This is a genomic window from Fulvivirga kasyanovii, assembly GCF_009711405.1.
GTDB lineage: Bacteria > Bacteroidota > Bacteroidia > Cytophagales > Cyclobacteriaceae > Fulvivirga > Fulvivirga kasyanovii.
In genome coordinates, this window is sequence record NZ_SMLW01000077.1 from 1 (window position 1) to 490 (window position 490).

Annotated in this window: 1 pseudogene; it reads right to left on the reverse strand. The window is 47.6% G+C overall.

The annotated features are described in order from the left end of the window. Nucleotides 1-153: 153 nt before the first annotated feature. Nucleotides 154-490 (reverse strand): annotated as a pseudogene (locus E1163_RS30100) (hypothetical protein); the annotation flags it as partial.

A 490-nucleotide genomic window follows, 5' to 3' on the forward strand; every position in this document is an offset into this window, starting at 1 on the left:
ATTTCTTGTAAAAAACTTAATGTGTGATATGGGAAGATGATCGTAAGTATAACAATATGAGGGAGTTAGGGAATGTGAAAATATTTGGAGCTTAACAGGAATATCAAGCCAGCCTCATCAAAAATTAGAGAGGCTGACCTTGTAATACTTGCTTTACCAATCCAAAGTGACTTTTTGGTCTATAAACTCAATCGTGCCTTCAGAGCCGGAATTTCCCCTTTCACCGGATCTACCGGAGTTACCTCTGGGTTCCCCCTGTGCGCCACTTCCTCCAACACTATTTGAGCCACCTTCACCACCCTTTGAGCGAAAAACTATTGTTTCTAAATAAGGTTTTGCAGCAGGGTCCACATATACTCTTATATCACCACCATCACCACCATCGCCTCCGCGGCCACCATCACCACCATCGCCTCCCGAGCCGGGTTTCCCACTGGCGTACGAAGAAGACCCGCTGCTACCCCCAGAACCCCCGGGACCTCCATCACCG